Source organism: Salinibacillus kushneri, from assembly GCF_900111405.1.
In the GTDB taxonomy this organism is placed as follows: Bacteria; Bacillota; Bacilli; order Bacillales; family Alkalibacillaceae; genus Salinibacillus; species Salinibacillus kushneri.
Map to the genome: position 1 here is coordinate 147,281 of NZ_FOHJ01000004.1, position 17,532 is coordinate 164,812.

Genomic DNA, 17,532 nt, shown 5'->3' on the forward strand with positions numbered 1-17,532 from the left:
CATGGAGGAGGAGATATACTTGGAAAAATTCACAATAGATTCACTGCTCAATGTTTTTGGTGAACTTTTTTCAGATGAAGTATCCATAGCGGTATCAAACACAAAAGAGTATATTTACTACCGGCCTAGTAAACGAATTGATTTAAAGATTTCTGCTGGAGATCCTATAAAAAAAGGAACGATAACCGATAAGGCATTTTCAACCGGACAAAAAGTTTCAGAATTTATAGATCGTAATGTTTTTGGTATTCCTTATCATGGTATGGCTGTACCTTATTTTGAAGGTAATGCTATTGTTGGGTGTGTAACAGCTATCTATCCCGCATTAACCGAGGGTAAATCTGTAATTACGGTCAAAACCCTGGATGGATGGAAGCCTATACCTTTTGCTGATGTGATGTTTTTAGAGGTTCGAGACAGAAAAACTTATGTATTTACTGATAAATTTACGGGCGTACATAATAAGGCTTTACAACAATTTGAATATATTCTGCCAAGGGAAACCTTTATTCGTTGTCATCGTTCTTTTATTGTTAATGTCCATCATATTAAGGAAATTTATCCAGATACACATTCGACTTTTGTTTTAGAAATGAAAAATGGTACTTCCATTCCGGTCAGTCAATCTTATTCCAGTTATTTTCGAAAACTTTTAGGATTTTAAAAATATTCTAGGTTAAACAAAAATCTTATGCTTTTAAACACGATTTTTCTGACCCTCTTCAAAAATCTCAATAAAGCCCTTTCATAAGTTAAAATATTCTTAAAGTTAAGACTGAAGGGGGTTGAATTCATGGAAAGCAACTATGAGCGCATAATGGATCCTCAGCTGCAAAAGAGAGTTGTTTCAGCAGATGAAGCAGCTTCCTGGATTCAGGATGGCATGACGCTTGGTTTGAGTGGTTTTACACGTGCTGGTGATGTGAAAGCGGTTCCGACTGCCCTGGTAAACCGAGCTGAAAAAGAATCATTTAAGGTTAATGTCTTTACAGGTGCATCTTTAGGTTCAGATATCGATAAACTTTTTGCTGAAGCTGGAATTATAAATAAAAGACTCCCTTTTCAAGCTGATCCAACTATGCGAAAGAAAATCAATCAAGGGGACCATTTCTTTGTAGATCACCATCTATCACATACTGCAGAATTCATTAGGGGGAATGTGATCGAAGCAATAGATTACACTGTTTTGGAAGCGGTTTCTATAGAAGATGGCATGGTGATTCCAACTACATCAATTGGAAATTCACAAATTTTTGCTGAGCAGGCTAAAAATATTATTATTGAAATTAATTTAGCCCAATCAGAAAAACTAAAAGGGGTACATGATATATATAGTTTAGAAAAACAGGGAGAACGTTCACCGATTCCATTAACAAATCCAAGTGACCGAATAGGGACAATCGGAATTCCAATTGATCAAGACAAAGTTAAGGGAATTGTTTTTACGAACCAAACGGACTCACCGTCTACGATAGTGGCACCAGATGAACATACCCAAGTAATGGCAAACCACCTAATAGCTTTCTTACGCAATGAAATTAAGGTTGGAAGATTAACCAATCGTTTAGCCCCCATACAGTCAGGAATTGGATCTGTTGCCAATGCCGTGTTACACGGTATGGTACATTCCGAATTTGAGAATTTAGAAGTTTATTCAGAAGTTTTACAGGATGCAGTATTTGATCTAATTGATGCAGGAAAAGTGAATATGGCTTCATGTTGTTCCATTACACTATCCGAAGAAAAAATGAAACATGTTTTTCATCATTTTGAGAAGTATCGTGACAAATTAATTATGCGCCCCCAGGAATTATCAAACCATCCTGAAATTATTCGTAGACTCGGCCTTATTTCCATTAATACAGCATTAGAATTCGATATTTACGGAAATGTAAATTCAACACATGTTTTAGGTACGAAAATGATGAACGGAATTGGGGGATCGGGAGATTTTGCAAGAAATGCTCGTTTAGCTATTTTCGTTACGAAGTCTATTGCAAAAGGCGGCGATATTTCTAGTGTTGTACCTTTTGTATCTCATGTCGATCATACAGAGCATGATGTTGATGTTGTGGTTACAGAGCAAGGCTATGCGGATTTACGAGGCTTAGCACCGAGAGAACGTGTGGAACTCATTATTGAAAGATGCGCACATCCAATGTATCGAAAACAGCTGTGGGATTATTATTATGAAGCCTTATCAAATGGCGGACAAACGCCTCATATCTTAGAAAAGGCTTTTTCCTGGCATACAGCTTTTGCGGAAAAGGGAACGATGCAGGAAAAAGTTAAAGAAAACGTGTAATTTCAGAAAACTGCCTGGTATCTTAAGATACCAGGCAGTTATGTTTTGATGAGAATAGTATGGTTTAGAAGGAACACAGGATAGACGGACAGGTTAAAGCTTAAGCCCATTTCTACTTTTAAAACGGCGTAAAAGGATATTACTTTCCACTCTTGTAATCCCTTTCAAACTATAAAGCTCCTCATTTATAAAATTTTCCAATTGGGTAAAATCATCTACTAAAACATGTGTATGTAAGGTACTGGGACCTGTCATTTGGTAACAGCTTGCTACGCTCGGGTTATTTGCTAAATTTTCCGCAACTTCTACCAGACTTCCAGGCTCACAATCTACCTCAAAAAAAGCTGAAACGGTTTTACCAACCTTTTCGCTATTTACCACACAAGAAAATTTTTCAATAATTCCCTCTTCGATAAGATGATTGACGCGAGAACGTACAGCTACACGGGAAATTTTAAGTTCTTTACCGATATCTGTGTAGGATCTTCTTCCATCAGCTATTAATAGGTCTAAAATTTGTTTATCAATTGTATCTAATTGCATTTTGTCCCCCCTTAATAAAGAACTAGACCATTGGTATGACAGATAAATTATACTAAAGATTTTGCTAATCCGTAAATAATTATTAGAAAACAATGAATTGGGCAAAAAATTATATTTTTTTGTAAAAAACCCTTTCATTTTTCAGAATATTGCATTATAATTTCAAATATTACATAATTATTCAAATGTTAAGTTAATTCAAATAATTGATTAACATTTGAATATATTAATACCTCGCTTTTAATGTAAAGAAATTAAAAACGAGAAAGCACTTACATATTTTATTCTAAAAAAGGGGGGGAGAATGTGCTTGGTCTGATTGTCAGAAGGTTTTTTCAACTACTTATTCTGCTGATTGGTATTTCTTTAATTGTTTTTATGAGTATGCACCTGGCTCCGGGTGATCCAGCTGCCATTATCGGAGGACCAACAGCAAGTGAATCGGACATGGAGGCTATTCGAGAAGATCTAGGTCTGAATAAACCAGTCCTTGTACAGTACTTTGATTATATGAAAGGAGTAGTACAAGGAGACCTTGGCTATTCCTACCAAACAAATCAGGCTGTAACAGCTGCTATTATTACCAGATTTCCAAATACCTTTAATTTAGCTATTGCCAGTATGATTGTCGCTGTTGTGATTGGTGTTATTGCAGGAATTATTTCAGCTATTAAGCAAAATTCGTGGTTTGATCTTTCAAGTACAACAATTGCTCTAGCTGGTATATCAATTCCAAATTTTTGGTTAGGTTCCATGTTAATTCTCGTTTTTTCTGTAACATTAGGATGGTTACCTGTTGGAGGATTAAATGCACCTTTTTATACGTTAGAGGGTATGAAGCAATTAATTTTACCTGCTATTACACTTGGTACAGCTTCGGCAGCTATGATTGCAAGAATGAGTAGATCAACGATGCTTGAAGTTGTTCGATCGGACTATATTCGAACAGCAAGAGCCAAAGGTGTTAAAGAAAAATCAGTTATATGGCTTCACGCGCTAAGAAATGCCATGATTCCGGTGATAACTGTAATTGGTGTGAACTTTGGATCCTTGCTGGGGGGAACCATTATTACAGAACAGGTTTTTGCCATTAATGGAATTGGGCGACTCATGATTGACGGAATAGCCTCACGCGATTTTCCGGTTGTACAAGGAACCGTGTTACTTGTCGCTGCGTTATTTGTCATTGTTAATTTAATTGTTGATATTGTGTACGCAATGGTTGATCCAAGAATTAGCTATGAGTAGAAAGAGGGTGAAAAAGTGGCATCAGAAATCGTAACGGAGCAACAAGTGAAAATGAAACCTAAAAAGAAAGAAAGTCAGGTTGTCCAGGTCTTTCGTAAGCTTATTAAAAATAAGCTCGCTGTCTTTGGTTTAATGATTATTACACTTCAACTATTAATGGCTATCTTTGCACCCTTTATTGTTGCCTATGAACCAGATGAACAAATTTTAGAGGCCACTGAATTACCTATAGCTTCAGAAGGACATTGGCTGGGAACCGACAATTATGGCAGAGATATGTGGACAAGGCTTGTATATGGCGCAAGAATTTCTCTTGTTGTAGGTATAATATCTGTTGTGATTGGTTTAGCTGGTGGTATTACTTTGGGATTACTTGCGGGCTATTATAAACGATTAGATGGAATAATCATGCGATTTGTTGATTTATTATTCGCATTTCCAGGTATTTTGCTGGCGATGTTAATTATCGCAATGTTAGGAACCAGCATAGTAAATGTTGTTATCGCGATTAGTATATGGTCTATACCGGGATGTGCGAGAATCGTTCGCGGCAGTGTATTGTCTGTAAAAAAGCAGGAGTACATTTTAGCTATGAAATCACTTGGTGCTAAAGATTCCCGAATCATTATAAAACATATACTGCCAAACTGTGCTGCGCCTATTATTGTTTTTGCAACAATGCGTATGGCAACAACGATTTTATCTACTTCCGCATTAAGCTTTTTAGGGCTGGGTGCTCAACCACCATCTCCTGAGTGGGGAGCGATGATTTCAGCTGGCCAGGATTATATGTGGACATCACCGCATATGACAATCGTTCCAGGAATTGCCATCATGCTTGTTGTTTTTGCATTTAATGTAGTTGGTGACGGACTTCGTGATGCATTAGATCCAAATATGGAATATCCGGAATAATGGAAGAGGGGGAATAACAATGAATAACAAAATGAAAGTATTCTTATTTATATTACTATCGGTTGTTCTCGTAACAGGCTGTAGTAATCCATCAAATTCAGATAACGCCAGTGAAAATGGTGAAAAAGCACAAGAAATAACCTATGCTAGTACTTCAGACGTTGTTGGGTTATCTCCAATCGATACCAATGATTCTGTATCGAATAATATGATTAAACAAATCTATGAAACCTTATTTACAAGAAATCCAGAGACAATGGAGATTGAACCACTATTAGCCGAATCCTATGAAAATCCAGATAAAAATACTTGGGTTATAAAATTAAAAGAAGGCATTACGTTTCACGATGGTACTGATTTTAATGCGAAAGCCGTAAAATATACATTTGATCAATTTGTTGATCCTGATCGTGCCGCACCCAGGGCATCTTTATTAGAACCAATAAAATCAGTAGAAGTAAAGGATAAATATACCGTAGTCATTCATACGAAATATCCATATGGCGCCCTGCTTGCAGCACTATCACATCAAAACGCAGCGATTGTAAGCCCACAAGCAGATAAAGAAGGCGATTTAAATAAGAATCCTGTAGGAACCGGACCATTTGTTTTTGAGGAATGGGTTCAAGGTGATCATGTCACATTGAAGGGAAATCCTGATTATTGGCAGGGACAACCAAAACTAGAAACCGTTACTTTAAAGGTTGTTCCTGAATACTCAACGGCTGTTTCTATGTTGGAGACAGGGGAAGTTGATTTTATTGATGGGTTGCCTTCTGAGCAATTATCGCGCATTCAATCTATTGAAAATGCAGAGATTCAAAAACAAGCCGGAACGCCTGTCTATTATTTAGGATTTAATATGGAAAAAGAACCATTTAATGATTTAGCATTTCGTCAGGCTATAGCTCACGCGCTTAATACCGACGTCTATGTGGAACAATTAAATGGTTTAGGTATTCAAAACGATAGTATTGTAGGCCCGAAAGTATTTGGCTATAAGGAAGAAGCTAAAGATGCAGGATATGATTATGATCCAGAAAAAGCAGAACAAATGCTGAAGGATAATGGTTATGCTGATCAGGAAATCACCTTATTGGCAGCAAATACAGGCAGCTATTTAAAAATGGCAGAAATTGTTCAAGCGCAGTTATCCGAAATTGGTTTAAATGTGAACATTGAACAAATGGAATGGGGTACATTCTTAGATACGACAAGAGAAGGTAATTTTGAAATAACCTTTATGGGATGGACGAACAGCACAGGTGATGGAAGCGAGTTGCTCTATCCAAATCTCCATTCTGACAACATAGGGGGGTCTAACCGCTTAAGATATAACAATGAAGAATTTGATCAATTAGTTGATGAATCTCGTACAAATGTTAATGAGGACGAGCGCTTGGAGAGTATTCACAAAGCTAACATGATTGCCATTGAAGATGCTGTGATGATTCCAATGAATCATGGCGTGGTATCAGCTGCTTATCTAGACGACGTTAAAGGCTTGAAAATAGATGCTACCGGACAATGGAAACTATATAGCGTTAGTAGAGAGTAGGGTTAGAATGGAACAATTACTGGATGTTCAAAACTTAAAGATTCAATTTCGAACAGGTGAGGGGAAACTCTCCCCTGTTCGTGATATTTCCTTTCAGGTTCATAAAGGGGAAACCCTCTGTATTGTTGGAGAATCTGGATGTGGAAAGAGTATTACCTCATTATCACTAATGGGATTATTGCCTGCTAACGGTGAAATCGCTGAAGAATCTTTCATTAAGCTGGATTCTGATGAATTAACCGGAAAATCACAAGATGAGCTTCGCAAGCTTCGCGGAAATAGGATGTCTATGATTTTTCAGGAACCTATGACCGCTTTAAATCCTGTGTTTACGGTTGGCTACCAGTTAAGAGAACCATTATATATCCATCAAAAGTTAAGCAGAAAAGAGGCGAACCAAAAAGCTGTGGAATTACTGGATAAAGTCGGCATACCTGATCCGAAAAAAAGGGTAAAGCAATATCCTCATGAATTAAGTGGTGGAATGAGACAGCGTGTTATGATTGCCATGGCTTTAGCTTGTAAACCTTCTTTATTAATAGCAGATGAACCGACGACTGCTTTAGATGTTACCATTCAAGCACAAATTCTTGATTTAATCGAGGATTTAAAGCAGGAAATGGATATGGGGATTATTTTTGTTACCCATGATATGGGAGTGGTAGCCGAAATCGCAGACAGAGTAATGGTTATGTATGCTGGAGAAGTGGTTGAGATAGGTGAAGTAGAAGAGATTTTTAATCATCCTAAACACCCTTATACTCAGGGATTACTGGCATCTGTGCCAAATGTTGAAGATGACGAACATACCCTTGAGTCCATTCCAGGTACATTACCGAATGTAAATGAAAAAATTGAAGGTTGCCGTTTTCATCCTCGTTGTCCATTGGCGACAGAGCAATGTCGCAAACAAGCTCCACCGATTTTCCATGTAAATGAAAATCATACTTCAAAATGCTGGTTACAAGAGGAGGCAAACATAAATGACAAGTCAACCACCACTTCTTGAAATTAGAGATTTGAAAAAATATTATCCAATCAAAAGCAGTATTTTAAAACGTACTTCAGGGAATGTCAAAGCAGTTGAAAACATAAGTCTTGATGTCTATGAAGGAGAAACGCTTGGCGTTGTGGGCGAATCCGGTTGTGGTAAATCGACGTTTGGACGAACAGTTCTTGGTCTTGAAGAATTAACAGAAGGAACGATTTCATTTAAAGGTGAAAATATCGGGGGACTGTCCGAAAAACAGTTAAAGAAATTTAAAAAAGAAATGCAGATGATTTTTCAAGATCCATTTGCCTCCCTCGATCCTCGTCAAAGAATTGGGGATGCGATTGAAGAAGCTTTCATTATTCATACAAATTTGTCTAAGAGAGAACGTGAAGAACGGGTTCGGAAGTTATTAACTGAAGTAGGATTAAAAGAAGAATATTATGAACGCTATCCACATGAGTTTAGTGGAGGGCAGAGGCAGCGGATTGGTATTGCCCGGGCTATTGCTCTTAATCCAACCTTTATTGTATGTGATGAAGCTGTTTCAGCCCTTGATGTGTCCGTTCAGGCTCAAATTATTAAACTATTAAAGAAATTACAAGAGTCTCATCAATTGACCTATTTATTTATAGCTCATGATTTGGGAGTAGTCCGTCATGTATGTGATCGTGTTCTCGTGATGTATTTAGGAGCTGCAGCTGAATTGGCACCAGCAAATCAATTATATAATAATCCTTTACATCCCTACACAAAAGCCTTGCTATCTGCTATACCCAGACCAATTCCCGGGAAAAAGAAAGAACGGATAAAATTAGAAGGAGACCTTCCTAATCCGTCTAATTACCCAAGTGGTTGTCCCTTTCACACACGCTGTCCTTTAGCAACAGCAAAATGTAAAAATATAATCCCTGAATGGCGTGAAGTGGAAAAAGGACATTTTGTTGCTTGTCATGAAGTGTAATATAGAAAGTAAACTTATTGCCAAGAAAGGAATTTGATGATGAAAGCATTTGATTATTTGAATTATCCCTATGCTTCTCAGCGTATGACAACAGTTGCCAATCGTGGTATGGTTGCAACATCTCAACCTTTAGCAGCTCAAGCTGGACTTGATATTTTGAAGCAGGGAGGAAATGCCATTGACGCAGCCATTGCCACAGCTGCCGCATTAACCGTCGTGGAACCGACATCAAATGGGATAGGAAGTGATGCCTTTGCTTTAGTATGGACTAAAGGGAAGTTGTACGGATTAAATGGAAGCGGGCCATCTCCTAAATCTATCTCTATTCAAAAAGTAAAGAAAAAAGGGCATCGTAAAATGCCTGCATATGGATGGATTCCTGTTACCGTTCCAGGAGCACCTGGGGCATGGGCAGAATTATCGGATAAATTTGGAGTATTGCCATTCAAAGAAATCCTGAAACCTGCCATCGATTATGCAGAAATTGGCTATCCAATCTCTCCAACCCTGGGAAAGTTCTGGAAAAAAGCTTATAAAAAATATAAAGAGGTACTGGATGGTGATGAGTTTAAACATTGGTTTGACACATTTGCCCCCAATGGAAAGGTGCCGGAAATTGGGGAAGTATGGCAATCAAAGGGTCATGCCAATACGTTAAAATCAATCGGGCAAACAAAAGCCAAATCATTTTATGAAGGGGAAATTGCCAATCAGATTTCAGCCTTCTCCGCAAAGCATGGTGGATTCTTAACCAAAGAAGATCTTGCTTCCTATCAACCAGAGTGGGTAAATCCGATTTCTGTAAACTACAGAGGATATGATGTTTGGGAGATTCCTCCGAATGGGCAGGGTTTAGTTGCACTAATGGCATTAAATATCTTAAAAGGATTTTCGTTTACGGAAAAAGAAGCTGCGGATACATATCATAAACAAATGGAGGCTATGAAACTTGCATTTACAGACGGTCAAACTTATATTACAGAAGAAAAGGATATGAAGCATTCTGTTAATAAGCTGCTAAATGATACATATGCGGAAGAACGTCGAAAATTAATAAGGAATGAGGCTATCACTCCAGAGCCAGGTCAACCACTTAAAGGAGGGACCGTCTATCTGGCAACAGCTGATAAAGAAGGAAATATGGTATCCTTTATTCAAAGTAACTATATGGGATTTGGTTCTGGTTTAGTTGTACCGAATACTGGGATTGCTTTGCAAAACCGCGGACATAACTTTTCGCTTAATCCTTCGCACGATAATGCATTAAAAGGAGGAAAAAGGACATATCATACGATTATTCCTGGCTTTTTAACAAAAAACGGAAATCCTGTTGGTCCATTCGGTGTCATGGGAGGTTTTATGCAGCCTCAAGGACATGTTCAAGTACTGATGAATACAATTGATTTTCATTTAAATCCCCAGGCTGCTCTAGATGCACCGAGGTGGCAATGGATAGAAGGGAAAATGATAGCCGTGGAATCTACTTTTCCATCCCATATTGCAGAATCCCTGGTTAGAAAAGGTCATGAAATTCAAGTGCAATTGGAGAAAGGGGCTTTTGGCCGAGGGCAAATGATATGGAAAGACAACGAGACAGGTACACTATACGGAGGGACGGAGTCCAGAACGGATGGCACCATTGCTTCCTACTAAGAAATACAATCTACCATCTATCGTCATTTCGAAATATAGTATCACAACTTGATGTGTGTGTCTAATTTGTTCGTTCGGAGGTTTTATTTATGACACAATGGCACCTTTTTTTAGCCTTTTTCCGTGTTGGAATATTCGGCTATGGGGGAGGTCCATCGTCCATTCCTCTTGTACAAAAGGAAGTTGTAGAAAAATATAAATGGTTGGATGATGAAGAATTTGCCAATATTTTAGCGTTAGGGAACTCTTTACCAGGACCTATTGCAACCAAAATGGCAGGCTATATCGGTTATCGGGTTTCTGGTATTTTGGGAATGGTTAATGCGGTTTTAGCGACCATCGTTCCTACTATCTTTTTAATTATCATATTGCTGACTTTCTTATCATCATTTAGTAATTTGGCCTGGGTAAACGGTATGACAGAGGCGGTAGTTCCTGTTGTAGGGGTAATGCTGGCATTACTAACCTATGGGTTTATTAAAAAATCCCATAAAGCAAACGGATGGCTTATAACTATAGGATTGCTTATCGCTTCTTTAATTCTTATTGAATGGCTCGGAGTTCATCCTGCTATTCTGATTGCCGTTATTTTGCTATATGCTCTTTTCAAACCAGCGAAACAAGAAGAGTCAGATGATAAAAAGGGAAAACAGGAAACAGCAAATGAGAATAAATCAGCAGAGAAAGGACAGTCTTCATGATCTTATGGGATATATTTGTAGCCTTTTTTATTCCCGGTATCCTTGGTTATGGTGGTGGTCCTGCATCGATTCCTCTTGTGGAAAATGAAGTGGTGGATCGATTTGGCTGGATGACAGTAAATGATTTTAGTGAAATGCTGGCTATGGCCAACGCATTACCAGGTCCTATAGCAACCAAGATGGCGGGCTTCATCGGCTTTAATCAGGGAGGAATTCCGGGAGCTATTATTGGTGTATTAGCTATCGTTGGTCCATCTCTTATTTTAATGATTACGTTACTCAATGTATTCGTAAAATTTAAGGATTCTCCTCGTGTAAGAAGGCTTACGGCATTAATTTTGCCGACGATTGCTATTCTACTCGGGATTATGGCCTTTGATTTTTTCCATACTGCTTTTGATGGGTCCGGGATATGGCATACACTATTTCTATCAATTGTAAGCTACATTTTATTGGAGAAGGTGAAGGTACATCCAGCCTTTGTTATTTTAGGGGCATTAGGATATGGGGCACTCTTTTTAGGATAGGCTGTTAAAAATAGGTAATGATTTCCGCTCCAGGCAACTTGGTAGAAAATCAAAAGGGAGGCTTTAACACAATACTGGGATAAAAGAATATACAGGTTTTAAAATCACCACCAATGATAAATACTTATAGAGAGTATCCGTTATAGGTGGTGATTTTTTGATTGGACGTATTTTGCTGATAACTTTCTTGATGCTACCTAATTTAACAACAGTTATTTCGGCTAATGAAAAAGCAGTCGATAAAGATATAAATGCAGCTTTTATTCGTGATAGCGATTTATGGCTTTATCAAGATAATAAGGAAATACAAATTACTGATACAGGAAATGTGTTTGGACCACAGTGGTCACATGATGGGAAATACATCCTTTATCAAAAATCTTCACAAACAGACCAAAATAATCGAACCAAGAATGAAATATGGGTTTATCATATTAAAACCGGAAAACAGAAAAAAGTTTTTTATGATGGACAAAATCCCAAGTGGGCACCACATAAAAATCTCATCGCCTTTCAAAGTGATGAAGTGTTAAACATTTCTGATCTGGATCGATTCTACAATATTGAGCTTGGGGTTAACAGCTATCAATGGTTGCCAGATGGAAGTGGTTTTCTTCTGTCATCACAGGCAGATTTATTACCAGATGGTTGGACCAGTCCGATTATTTATAAAAAGTATTTAACAAGGCCGTTAAGTAAAGTACAGATACATAAGGATATTGAACGATTATTAACTATCCCCAAAGAAATAGAGAAGGGTGGACAATCTATTTTATCGATTGGTGCGAACCACATTGCCTTTTCACCTAGTGGAAAATGGTCATCGATTATCATTTCTCCTACTGCATCATGGTCCATGGATAGCAATATGCTAACTTTGATGAATCGTAATGGATCTCATTTTGAAGTTCTTGATGAAGTCATACTTGGTGTTGGAAATCCGAAATGGGCACCAGCTGAAGACAGACTTGCGTATATTGCAGGTGGTGGCAGGATTGTATTAGGATTTAAGGATAAAGACTTAAAGATAAAAGAAATGCCTGTAAATCAGTCTTTAACACCCAAGAATTATGCGGAGCTTGATTTTACTTGGATAGATAATCAATCTCTTGTAACTTCCCGAGTAGAAGAAAAGGAATGGTCAAATGAACCACGAGAACATCCATTAGCCAAGCTTAACTATATTGATTTGAAGCAGGATCAACAAAAGACGTTGACAAATCCACCGGAAAAATATGGGGATTATAAACCTACGTATATCCCCTCTAAACAAACGCTTGTATGGTTTCGGGGAAAGTCATTAACCGACACAGATAAAAATGTCTGGCTAGCTGATCAAAAAGGGAAGAATCCAGAAATTTGGCTTGAAAATGTGGAAGATATAGCTATTTTTACCCCATAATGCCTGTTGCTTACTTTATAGCACAGGATACAACTGTTCGTGCATTTAGTGAGAATTTCTTAAGAAAGCGGAAATGTTTGTCGAAATATTCAAATATCAATTTGACTAAATTTCACTACCAGTGATAATATGAAGATATATGTAAGCGTTTTCTGAAAAGAGGGGGCCTTGAAGAAATGAATTTTGGTAATGAAGTTCAAGCTATGGTTTACCAACAAGCGGAAGAAAGTATTGTCCCGCCATCATATGAAGAACTTGAGCAAAAGGCAAGGGAACATTTAGATTCAAAGCCTTATGATTATGTGGCATCTTCGGCAGGCGCTGAAATAACGAAAAGACAAAACAATCAAGCTTTTGAAAAGTGGCAGATCGTTCCAAGAATGCTTCGCGATACATCCGAGCGAGATTTGAGTATTGAATTATTTGGCAGGAAATTACCCTTTCCTCTCTTGTGTGCACCAATTGGCGTTCAGTCCATTGTTCATCCTGAAGGTGAACTGTCCAGTGCGAAAGGGGCAGCAGCAATGAATATACCCTTTATTTCCAGTACAGCATCTACATATAGTCTTGAAGAAACAGCTGAAGTCATGGGGAATAAAGATAAATGGTTCCAGCTTTATTGGAGTCGTGACCGCGAGATTGCAGCCAGTATGGTAAAGCGTGCAGAGGAGGCTGGCTATAATGCTATCGTTATAACGCTGGATACCCCTATGATGGGCTGGAGAGAAAAGGATATTGATCATGCCTATTTGCCTTTTCTTCAGGCGAAAGGAATTGGAAATTATTTGAGTGATCCTGTGTTCTTATCAAGATTAGATGAACCTCCAGAAAAGGACATGATGTCTGCCATTATGCTATGGTCACAAATTTTTGGTAATCCTGCATTGACATGGGATGATTTAGATTTTATAAAAGCACAAACGACTCTGCCTATTATTTTAAAGGGAATTTTACATACAGATGATGCCAAGCTTGCTGTAGAACATGGTGTTGATGGAATCATCGTCAGTAACCATGGTGGAAGACAAGTGGATGGTGCAATTCCTGCGATAGATGCATTAGCAGAAGTTGTCGAAGTAGTAGGTGATCGTGTACCAGTTCTTATGGACAGCGGAATACGAAGAGGTTCAGATATGCTTAAAGCATTAGCACTAGGAGCAAAAGCAGTTTTAATAGGCAGACCCTATATGTATGGTCTGGCCTTGGCAGGGGAAGCAGGGGTTAAACAGGTTTTGCGTAATCTCATCGCAGATTTTGATTTGTCTATGGCGTTATCTGGGAAGAAATCGACTCAAGAATTAAATCGTGACCTGCTGAGGAAAAAATAGGAATGCCTTTCCTTTGGTTTTCGTACGTATATAAAAAGGGATTTATAAAGAGATAGATTCCTGTTTTATGATACTATAAAAAATATTTTAGAGAGGTGAGAGGATGTACCAAAACCATTTTAAATTTTGGCCCAGTCGCTTAACAACCTCATTAGATATTCCCCAAACAACACTTTATGAAAATCTGGAAATGACGGCAAAAAAATATCCTGACAAACCAGCATTTTATTATTATGGAGGTTATTTAACCTATGAAAAAGTACTAAAACAGGTATACGGTTTAGCAGGTTACTTAGAACAGAAATTAAACGTTAAACCAGAGGAACCCGTCCTTTTATTTATGCAAAATTCACCCCAATTTTTTATTGCTTACTACGCAATCCTACGAGCAAGAGGGATGGTTGTCCCCATCAACCCTATGAGCACTTCAGAAGAGCTTTCCTTTTATGTAAAAGATTGCAGCATTCAGACAGCTATTATTGGTCAGGAGCTGATAGAACAAGTAGATCCTTTACTTGATAGCACTAGTTTAGATCATGTAATCGTAGCTACTTATTCTGATTATATAGGATCCATAACTGACACAGAGGGAATCCCAAAAGAAGTATTGGCAGACAAAATACCCTTAACACGTGAATTTTACTCTGTGTGGAGCAGTGTATTAGAAGCTGGTTTTCAGCCATCAACCTATCAAGGAAAGCCAGATGAAAAGGTTGTACTCCCCTACACATCCGGGACAACCGGTCAACCCAAAGGCTGTATTCATACGAACGAAACGGTTCAAGCCAATACAATTGGCGCCTTTCATTGGGGAAATGTTACGAGCAATTCGGTTAGCTTAGTGACTTTACCACTATTCCACGTAACAGGTATGGTCCACAGTATGCATACTCCTGTATATGCAGGTGCTACCATGGTAATCATGACACGCTGGAATCGGGATAGTGCTCTTCAATTCATCCAAAAATATCGTTGTACCCACTGGGTTATTATTAGTACTATGGTGGTTGACTTTTTAGCCAATCCTGCTGTAGATGATTATGATATTTCCTCTCTATTAAGTATATCAGGCGGGGGCGCTCCTTTACCTGAAGCAGTTGGAGAAAAATTGTATGAGTTAACTGGACTATATTATGTTGAGGGATATGGTCTATCCGAAACGATATCTCAAACTCATTTTAACCCACCTGATCGTCCAAAACTGCAATGTTTAGGTGTTCCATCATTTGATGTGGACGCTCGAATCGTGGACACATCGACACTGAAGGAACTGAATACAGGGAAAATTGGTGAGATTGTGGTTCATGGTCCGCAGGTATTTAAAGGCTATTATAATCGCGAAGATGAAAATGAAAAAGTGTTTATTGAAATAGACGGCAAAACATTTTTTAGAACCGGGGATATTGGCAGAGTAGACGAAGAGGGTTATTTCTTTATAGTCGACCGGTTAAAACGTATGATTAATGCATCGGGTTATAAGGTGTGGCCGACAGAGGTAGAGTCCTTGCTTTATAAACATCCCGCTATACAACAAGCATGTGTAGTCGGCATTCCTGATGAAAGAAGAGGGGAATCAGTGAAAGCGTTTATCATTTTAAATGAAGAGTACAAAGAAAAGGTTTCTGAAGATGAAATCATGGAATGGTCAAAACAGCAAATGTCAGCTTACAAGTATCCTAGAGTGATTGAATTTACAGATTCCTTTCCAACCACCAGCAGCGGGAAAATTTTATGGAGAAAATTACAGGAAAAAGAATGGAAAAAGGTGAAAGGGGCTAAATCTTAGCGCCTGTTTATCAATAAAGAATGGAAAGCATGGATTGAGAAACGTCAATCCATGCTTTTTTAATGGTTATAAGGATGATAAAAGGGATTTTGGTAGATAAAGATAATTCAGGAATGGCTATGTCAAGCTCTATTGCCGGTCAAATAACGAGTGTACCGATTAAATAAATGATAATTTTTAAAAGTAACCAAAATTTTTTTGAATGAACGGTTCCTTCGTATCTTATTTTCAGTACTTTTGATAAAATAATGAATAAGGAACACGAAAAATAAATGATACATAAATAAATTATAAAAACATACACGACCTATTCAATATTATTCCGGTAAATGACGGTATTTATCTTCATTGAAGTGAAGAAGGATATAGAAGATTTATCATTTATAAACCATAAAATAAAGTCATTACCTATAAACGTATGTAAAATATGAGTTGTGTGTATGATGATGGAGGGAATAACATGTCTACAAAACGAAGAGTTGGAATTATTTTTGGTGGAAAGTCCGCCGAGCATGAGGTATCTCTGCAATCAGCCAAAAATATTGTTGATGCCATTGATCCTGAAAAATATAATGTAACACTTCTTGGTATTGATAAAGACGGGAAATGGCATATAAATGATCAATCTCATTATTTATTAAATGAAGAAAATCCGAAGCTTATTCAATTAAATAAATCCAATGAACATGTAGCCATTGTTCCAGGCGAAACCAATCAACAGCTCATTAACGCAAGTGGTGAAGTTAGTCTGGAACAGCTAGATGTTATTTTTCCGATTGTTCACGGAACTTTGGGGGAAGATGGAAGTTTACAAGGGATGCTTCGGCTAGCTAACATCCCCTATGTTGGCACGAATGTATTAGGTTCTGCACTCTGTATGGATAAAGATATTGCCAAACGTTTATTAAAGGATGCAGGTATTAATGTAGCAAAATCGATAACGGTTAAAAGACGTGAGAAAGAGGCACTTAATTTTCAAAACATTAAAGAAAAAATAGGATTGCCGTTTTTCATTAAGCCTGCCAATCAGGGCTCGTCTGTTGGAGTTAGTAAAGTGAACACAGAACAGGAATTTAAACAAGGCATGGAAGATGCTTTTACGTATGATCACAAGGTTCTGCTTGAAGAAAATATAGACGGAAGAGAGCTGGAGTGTTCTGTACTAGGAAATGACGATCCGGTGGCTTCACTGCCAGGTGAAATCTTACCTCAAGGAGATTTCTATTCTTATGAAACCAAGTATATTGATGAAAGTGGCGCTTTATTAGAAGCCCCAGCCAATTTAGCAGATGATGAGATTAAAAACATTAAAGAAACAGCAGTTCATGCATTTAAGGCACTTGAATGTGAAGGAATGGCACGAGTTGATTTCTTTATGCAGAAAGACGGTACATTAGTATTAAATGAAATCAATACTTTACCTGGCTTCACAAAAATTAGTATGTATCCAAAGCTTTGGGAAATTAGCGGCATCCCTTATTCTGAACTCATAGACCGTTTAATTGAATTGGCTATCGATCGACATGAGCAGGATGCACAACTAAAAAGCTCTATTGACTAATCAGTCAGGAAAGCGCGTTTCTCTAATCGAAGCGTGCTTTTTTAGATTCG

General features: G+C 37.9%; 15 protein-coding genes. 14 read left to right on the forward strand and 1 reads right to left on the reverse strand.

Annotation, left to right across the window (positions count from 1 at the left end):
- The first annotated feature begins 1 nt into the window (after position 1).
- Positions 2-664 carry a LytTR family DNA-binding domain-containing protein gene (locus BMX63_RS07350; RefSeq protein WP_425441462.1) on the forward strand — a complete coding sequence of 221 codons (663 nt, stop codon included), beginning with the start codon at positions 2-4 and terminating at the stop codon, positions 662-664.
- A gap of 129 nt (positions 665-793) precedes the next feature.
- Entirely contained in the window at positions 794-2,305 is a 1,512-nt protein-coding gene (gene scpC / locus BMX63_RS07355; RefSeq protein WP_093133508.1) for a succinyl-CoA:acetate CoA-transferase ScpC, read from the forward strand.
- Between the two features lie 93 nt (positions 2,306-2,398).
- Here scpC and BMX63_RS07360 read toward each other — a convergent pair whose 3' ends face one another.
- Entirely contained in the window at positions 2,399-2,848 is a 450-nt protein-coding gene (locus tag BMX63_RS07360) for an Lrp/AsnC family transcriptional regulator (protein WP_093133510.1), read from the reverse strand.
- A gap of 306 nt (positions 2,849-3,154) precedes the next feature.
- On the opposite strand from BMX63_RS07360, the gene nikB reads away from it, so the two are divergent.
- The 12 genes from nikB to ddlA all read left to right on the forward strand — a co-directional run bounded on the left by nikB (position 3,155) and on the right by ddlA (position 17,482).
- The gene (nikB, locus tag BMX63_RS07365; protein WP_093133513.1) at positions 3,155-4,096 is read left to right on the forward strand and encodes a nickel ABC transporter permease; all 942 of its coding nucleotides are present in this window, start codon (positions 3,155-3,157) and stop codon (positions 4,094-4,096) included.
- Between the two features lie 51 nt (positions 4,097-4,147).
- Positions 4,148-5,011, forward strand: coding sequence for an ABC transporter permease (locus tag BMX63_RS07370; RefSeq protein WP_093134069.1), 864 nt, complete (start codon positions 4,148-4,150; stop codon positions 5,009-5,011).
- Between the two features lie 19 nt (positions 5,012-5,030).
- Positions 5,031-6,569 (forward strand): glutathione ABC transporter substrate-binding protein, encoded by a 1,539-nt coding sequence (locus BMX63_RS07375; RefSeq protein ID WP_245732765.1) that lies wholly within the window; start codon positions 5,031-5,033, stop codon positions 6,567-6,569.
- 7 nt (positions 6,570-6,576) lie between these two features.
- Positions 6,577-7,578, forward strand: a complete 1,002-nt coding sequence (locus tag BMX63_RS07380; protein ID WP_093133515.1) for an ABC transporter ATP-binding protein — start codon at positions 6,577-6,579, stop codon at positions 7,576-7,578.
- Positions 7,553-8,524 carry an ABC transporter ATP-binding protein gene (locus BMX63_RS07385; RefSeq protein ID WP_093133518.1) on the forward strand — a complete coding sequence of 324 codons (972 nt, stop codon included), beginning with the start codon at positions 7,553-7,555 and terminating at the stop codon, positions 8,522-8,524. The genes BMX63_RS07380 and BMX63_RS07385 overlap by 26 nt, the downstream gene beginning before the upstream one ends.
- Positions 8,525-8,563: 39 nt before the next feature.
- Positions 8,564-10,177: a gamma-glutamyltransferase family protein gene (locus tag BMX63_RS07390; protein WP_093133520.1), complete on the forward strand. Its 1,614-nt coding sequence runs from the start codon at positions 8,564-8,566 to the stop codon at positions 10,175-10,177.
- 89 nt (positions 10,178-10,266) lie between these two features.
- Positions 10,267-10,878: a chromate transporter gene (locus tag BMX63_RS07395; protein WP_093133523.1), complete on the forward strand. Its 612-nt coding sequence runs from the start codon at positions 10,267-10,269 to the stop codon at positions 10,876-10,878.
- Positions 10,875-11,405, forward strand: coding sequence for a chromate transporter (locus tag BMX63_RS07400; protein WP_093133526.1), 531 nt, complete (start codon positions 10,875-10,877; stop codon positions 11,403-11,405). Before BMX63_RS07395 ends, BMX63_RS07400 begins: the two co-directional genes overlap by 4 nt.
- A 157-nt stretch (positions 11,406-11,562) precedes the next feature.
- Positions 11,563-12,807, forward strand: coding sequence for a TolB family protein (locus BMX63_RS07405; protein WP_245732766.1), 1,245 nt, complete (start codon positions 11,563-11,565; stop codon positions 12,805-12,807).
- A 176-nt stretch (positions 12,808-12,983) separates the two neighbouring features.
- Positions 12,984-14,135: a lactate 2-monooxygenase gene (locus tag BMX63_RS07410; RefSeq protein WP_093133529.1), complete on the forward strand. Its 1,152-nt coding sequence runs from the start codon at positions 12,984-12,986 to the stop codon at positions 14,133-14,135.
- A gap of 103 nt (positions 14,136-14,238) precedes the next feature.
- Entirely contained in the window at positions 14,239-15,921 is a 1,683-nt protein-coding gene (locus tag BMX63_RS07415) for a long-chain fatty acid--CoA ligase (protein ID WP_093133532.1), read from the forward strand.
- Positions 15,922-16,381: 460 nt separating this feature from the next.
- Positions 16,382-17,482 carry a D-alanine--D-alanine ligase gene (ddlA, locus tag BMX63_RS07420; RefSeq protein WP_093133534.1) on the forward strand — a complete coding sequence of 367 codons (1,101 nt, stop codon included), beginning with the start codon at positions 16,382-16,384 and terminating at the stop codon, positions 17,480-17,482.
- Positions 17,483-17,532 lie beyond the last annotated feature (50 nt).

Bases quoted from the DNA above. Each gene is read 5' to 3' on its own strand.
- BMX63_RS07350 (WP_425441462.1), top strand. From the start codon at position 2: ATGGAGGAGGAGATATACTTGGAAAAATTCACAATAGATTCACTGCTC.
- scpC (WP_093133508.1), top strand. From the start codon at position 794: ATGGAAAGCAACTATGAGCGCATAATGGATCCTCAGCTGCAAAAGAGA.
- BMX63_RS07360 (WP_093133510.1), bottom strand. From the start codon at position 2,848: ATGCAATTAGATACAATTGATAAACAAATTTTAGACCTATTAATAGCT.
- BMX63_RS07370 (WP_093134069.1), top strand. From the start codon at position 4,148: ATGAAACCTAAAAAGAAAGAAAGTCAGGTTGTCCAGGTCTTTCGTAAG.
- BMX63_RS07375 (WP_245732765.1), top strand. From the start codon at position 5,031: ATGAATAACAAAATGAAAGTATTCTTATTTATATTACTATCGGTTGTT.
- BMX63_RS07380 (WP_093133515.1), top strand. From the start codon at position 6,577: ATGGAACAATTACTGGATGTTCAAAACTTAAAGATTCAATTTCGAACA.
- BMX63_RS07385 (WP_093133518.1), top strand. From the start codon at position 7,553: ATGACAAGTCAACCACCACTTCTTGAAATTAGAGATTTGAAAAAATAT.
- BMX63_RS07390 (WP_093133520.1), top strand. From the start codon at position 8,564: ATGAAAGCATTTGATTATTTGAATTATCCCTATGCTTCTCAGCGTATG.
- BMX63_RS07395 (WP_093133523.1), top strand. From the start codon at position 10,267: ATGACACAATGGCACCTTTTTTTAGCCTTTTTCCGTGTTGGAATATTC.
- BMX63_RS07400 (WP_093133526.1), top strand. From the start codon at position 10,875: ATGATCTTATGGGATATATTTGTAGCCTTTTTTATTCCCGGTATCCTT.
- BMX63_RS07410 (WP_093133529.1), top strand. From the start codon at position 12,984: ATGAATTTTGGTAATGAAGTTCAAGCTATGGTTTACCAACAAGCGGAA.
- BMX63_RS07415 (WP_093133532.1), top strand. From the start codon at position 14,239: ATGTACCAAAACCATTTTAAATTTTGGCCCAGTCGCTTAACAACCTCA.
- ddlA (WP_093133534.1), top strand. From the start codon at position 16,382: ATGTCTACAAAACGAAGAGTTGGAATTATTTTTGGTGGAAAGTCCGCC.